Origin of the sequence: Odoribacter sp. N15.MGS-14 (genome assembly GCF_000980245.1) — a bacterium.
GTDB classification, from domain to species: Bacteria; Bacteroidota; Bacteroidia; order Bacteroidales; family Marinifilaceae; genus Odoribacter; species Odoribacter splanchnicus.
On the sequence record NZ_LARE01000108.1, the window covers coordinates 1 to 5,254 of the forward strand.

The 5,254-nt window shown below is 41.9% G+C and carries 3 protein-coding genes; all 3 read right to left on the reverse strand.

The genetic code is table 11. From position 1 onward, the window contains the following. Positions 1 to 1,390: RagB/SusD family nutrient uptake outer membrane protein (locus WS34_RS14005; RefSeq protein ID WP_046405571.1), on the reverse strand; the 1,390-nt coding region annotated here is incomplete at its 3' end. Between the two features lie 24 nt (positions 1,391 to 1,414). Beyond that, on the reverse strand, positions 1,415 to 4,753 hold the full coding sequence (locus WS34_RS14010) for a SusC/RagA family TonB-linked outer membrane protein (protein WP_286693811.1): 3,339 nt from the start codon (positions 4,751 to 4,753) through the stop codon (positions 1,415 to 1,417). 76 nt (positions 4,754 to 4,829) lie between these two features. Further along, positions 4,830 to 5,254: FecR family protein (locus tag WS34_RS14015; protein WP_046405573.1), on the reverse strand; the 425-nt coding region annotated here is incomplete at its 5' end.

Sequence of the window (5,254 nt, forward strand, 5' to 3'; positions counted from 1 at the left end):
TCTCGAATTTTCCGTTCGGAAGCTGTTGCTCAGCCCTCCGTTTATAGAAGAAAAACATTTGTCCTTCCCCTAAAAATTCCCGCCGGCATTCTTTTGTAATCTCCTCCATCAAGGTCGGCTCGGTTGCCACCGAGCTAGGACAATTCCGGCTATTCCGTATCCGATCCAAATACCCTTTGGCGGTTACAAAGTCATCGGTATATTCAGCAGCCAACAAATAAATCTCACTCAACCGGATCAAAGGAACCATCTTATTCAATAACTCAGCCCCACTCGTTGTTATATCTTCATATTTCCGATGATAGTCGATCAGTTTTCCGGCATTGCTATAACTTGCCCAAATATTACGACGATAATCGTTTTCAGAAGCGTAAAAAGAATAGTCTTTCCCCAATTCCAAACGTTTACCCGTGAAAGTATATATCTGGTCCAGGGTCGGCAGGAACAACTTATCCTGAATCTCTGTACCCCGGTAGGAATCATATAACGAAAACATCACTTCCGAAGAAAATACCCGGTCAGGTTTAGAAACATCGGTAGCTGCCGCATGGGTTACAAAAGGGAATATCTCCGCCCCTTCCACCTGTACTTCACGCAGAATCTCTTCGGCAGTAACCAACGCATTACTTTTATCGTGTCCCCAGGCATAAGCCCGGACCAACAAAGCTTTTACAGCATAATAATTCAACCGGAACTGACGGTAATTCAATGCATTATCTCCGATACTGTTTCCCTCGTTCCGTACCCCATCCGTCAAAACCGGATCGGACTCTTTCAGTAAATTCAGAGCAGTTTTCAAATCTCCGATCACCGACTCCAAAACAACTTCAGCAGACAGTAAAGGAGAAATCTGAGCATCGGTATTGGTTACGTAGGGGATACATTCGGCCGTTTTAGAAGTTTCATCGTAAACAGGTCCGAACAGACGCAACATATCCAAATGGAGCATCGCCCTTAAAGCCAACGCTTCACCTTTATACAAACCGTAATATACACCGGGTAAAACGTCTTGCCGTTCATCACATTTTTCGATAATGATATTACAATTCAATATCAGCGCATAAACCTTTTCCCAGATAACCTGAAATACATCTTTGACATTCTGCTCCTCATATTTATAAGCGCCGAGCATGGAATTAAAATCAGACCCATTCCCGTATTTATAATACTGAGCCATCAAATCGATCACCCCGGCACTCAAATTCCGGCCATAAAGTGAACGATCGACCAATCCCACATATACACCGTTAATCGCTTTTTCAAATCCCTGTCTATCTTCGAAAAGCATATCTTCATTCAAACGATCGGAGGGCGTTATATCTATCCAGGAATTACAGGCACTGAAAACCAACAGGCATAAAAGCCAACCATATTTTATTTTCGTTTTCATATCTCAATCAGTTAATATTACATTTTAGAACGTCACACCTAATGAAAAGGACACCGAACGGGCAAAAGGATAACTCAGACCACGTTCATTTTTTACGGTCGAAATCCGGAAAATATCGTTCATATAAGCCCGGACAGACATCGAAGAAGCTCCGATATGTTTTAACCAGGGAGCTGTACTTTCGTATCCCAACGAAATCGATTCTCCCGACAACACATTATTATCTTCGACAAAACGGGAAGATATCGGCGTCACTTCACTGCTGGCGATAGATTTGAATTTAGCCTGATCACCGGGTTGTTTCCAACGATCGTACAATGCCCGCTTATCCAGATTTTCCCATTTCTTTGAAGAAGAAAGATTTTCTACTTTATCATAAAGGGTCTGCATAAAAATCTGCCCACCCAAACGATAGCGTAAATTAATAGAAGCAGAAAAACCTTTGTAATAGAAAGAAGTACCGATCACCCCCTCCACTTTCGGATCACTGTTTCCGACTACGACTTCATCATCGTAATTATGCACAAAAGTCTGTTCTCCGTTCTTATCCAGGAAAATTTCACGCCCGGTTGCCGGATCGATACCACAAGATCTCACCGCCCATAAATCGGAAGGACTTCCACCGTCGTAATAACGGGTCAGATTACGGTTCCGGTTATCTAAATTATATTTCGTCAATACTTCGCTCACCTCTTTATATTCCGATGTCTGATGACGCAAATTCATATTCACGGACCAAAACATATCTTCTCTACGTATGATAGAATAATTCATCGTCAGGGTTATCCCCTCGGTGATTTGTTTTCCGACATTGCGGGGAAGCGTCTTTACACCGGTCGAAGAAGCCGTACCTATCTGTACCAATAACGGATCGGTTCTTTTATTAAAATAATCGAAATTGACCCTCAAACGATTGTCGAGGAAAATAATATCGAAACCGATATTCCGGTCCAAGGTCTTCTGCCATTCCAGATTGCGGTTACCAAGATTCGAAACGATTGCACTCGAACCGAAAATATTCATATTGTCGGTATTATAGGAATAAATCCGGGTAGAGATATAATCATCGAAATTCTGGTTCCCGGGATTACCGATAGAAGCCCGCAATTTCAACAAACTAATACCCTCTATATCACTGAAAAAAGCTTCTTTATGAATATTCCACCCCAAACCCACAGACCAGGTATTCGTAAACTGCCTGTCCGAACCGAACACGGAAGAACCGTCCGAACGGTAATTCACATCCAGCAAATAACGGTCGTCATAAGCATATCCGAAATTCAGGTAATAACTGACTGCCCGTTTTTTAGAATCCTGATAAGTAGCGTTACCGTCTTTCTGATAACCTAATGCAAAAGCAGGGTTGGAAAATTCATCATCGATAAAGCCCTGAACTTTATAAGCACTATTATTCGATCCATTCTGACTCAGACGCATTCCGCCGACCACATTTACCATATGTTTCTCATTAAATAATTTCCCATATGTCAAACTAAAATCACCATCATAATTCAAGTTTTGAGTATTTCTCTCTTCATAACTTCCTTTATTCGCAATATCTGCCTGACTGTTAAATTCTGTATTGAAAGGAGACCGGAATTTTTTCATCTGTTCGTTCGATTTGGTCAAGCCGAAACGTCCCCGCACCCTTAACTCATCGATCACTCTCCAGTCTACTTCAAAATTATTTGTAAAACCGGTTGTCTTGGTTTCTTCGAAATTGGTTTGGTTCATATCATACAGCGGATTATAGTAAGTTGCTGCATAGTTTTGAAACAATATTTTCTTTAACTCACCATTTTCATCGTATTTCCGGAAATAAGGATTTGCCTTGGCAAATTCAGAAAAAGCAACCGGTTCCCGATCGGCTTTCGAATAATTGATATTCAGATTATTCGTAAAAGATAATTTTCCCTTACGGTAGATCAAACGGATATTTCCATTCATCACTTCCCGGTCAGAGCCTTTCATCACCCCTTCGGTCTTGCCATAGCTTAATCCGGCACCATACCGGAAAGTAGCGTCTCCCCCTTCAATCGAAAGCGTATGTTTATGCGTAGTAGCAAAACGCAGAGGCTCGTTCATCCAATAGGTATCTACTCCGCGAGCCACTTCTTTCATCAGGTCATTATAGATCTGATCCTGTTCTTCGTCTAAAATATTTCCCTCATCGTCTATCAAACGATAGCAACCGGCCAGGCGTTCGAAAGTCAGTTTCTCATAAGAATTCATCAGATTATAATCCGACAGATCGGCAAAAGTCAACTGCAGATTACCGTTATAGTTTACCCGAAGCGATCCCATGGCAGGTAATTTAGTCTCGACGACCACGACACCGTTAGCTGCTTTCGAACCATAAATGGCTGTAGCTGCAGCATCTTTCAATACGGTGATACTTTGTACCCGGTCCATACTCAAATCGTTGATAGTCTCCAAATCGGATTCGAATCCATCCAGAATAAACAAAGGCTGATTCGGATCGGTTTCATATTCATCGGTTAAGCCTACGATACTACTTTTACCCCGAATCTCGATATTGGGCAAATGGTTGGGGTCGGAACCGAACTCATTGTTTTCGATAATGGCAAATGAAGGATCGAGGGTCTTTAAACTCTGTAATACACTCTGATTCCCGACCATTTTGAGTTCTTTCGAAGTAAAAGTAGTCGTCGATCCGGTAAAACTCTCCTTTTTACGGGTAAAAATACCGTTCACCACCACCTCTTCCATTTCGGCAATATCGTCTTCCAGGACTATATGCAAATTTTCCTGTCCGGTATACTTCACTTCCTGTTTTTTCATACCGACGAACGAAAATACCAGGATCATATCTTTCTGATCGGGAATTTCGAATTTAAAGTTTCCTTCGGCATCCGTCACACCTCCCAGCGTAGTTCCTTTCAATATCACCGTAACCCCGGGTAGTTTTCCCCCTTCGGTATCCGACACAACTCCCTGTACCGTTCTCACCTTTTGGGGAACTGCAGGTGCCGCCGTCTTCGGTGCCGTCTTAATCAGAATTACATCATCGTCCAAACGCCAGGTCAAATGAGTACCGTCGAGCAATTGTCTCATCACTTCCTCGACTCCTGCATCCTGTACCTTCAGGTCTCTTTTCCCACATTTCCTGAGTTCATCCACCCGGTACAAAAACTGGTAATCCGAAACTTTCCGCAGTTCTTTGATAATTTCCAGTATCGACCGTTGCTCTAAATTGAGCGTCACCTTAACTTTTTGAGAAAAGCCGTTAGCACTGACTGTAAATGTTGTCAGTAAAACCAAGTAAATCCCAAGTCGCATAATCTTTAGGAATTTTAACACATACTCTCCGGGACGAAGAGCATACATTCGATTTTTTTTCATAGATTTGTATATATTTAATTAATAATGTGGACGAAAGTTCACAGGGAACGGAAGGAGGTAGGATGCCTTCCGTTCTTTATTTCGTCCCTATCACAACACAATTCTCTTTTATAGAGATTTTTATACCGGACACTTCCTCGAGCATCCGGATAATTTTGTCAAAATCATCATATTTTTTCAAATCACCACTGAAGGTATATTGTTTTACTTCTTCATTGGTATAAAACACAGACATTTCATACCAACGCTGCAATTGTTTCATAATTTGCTCCAACGACTGTTCTTCGAATATAAATTTCCCGTCTTTCCAAGCCAGATACATACCGACATCTACTTTTTGTACCCGAAGCGACCGATCGCCTTTACAAAACAGAGCTTGTTCTTCCGGTTTCAGCCGCACAGAACCTTTTTCATCTCCCACTTCGACACTCCCTTCCGCCAACGTTGTCGTAACCTGCTCGTCGTTATCGTAAGAAGCCACATTAAATTTCGTACCCAATA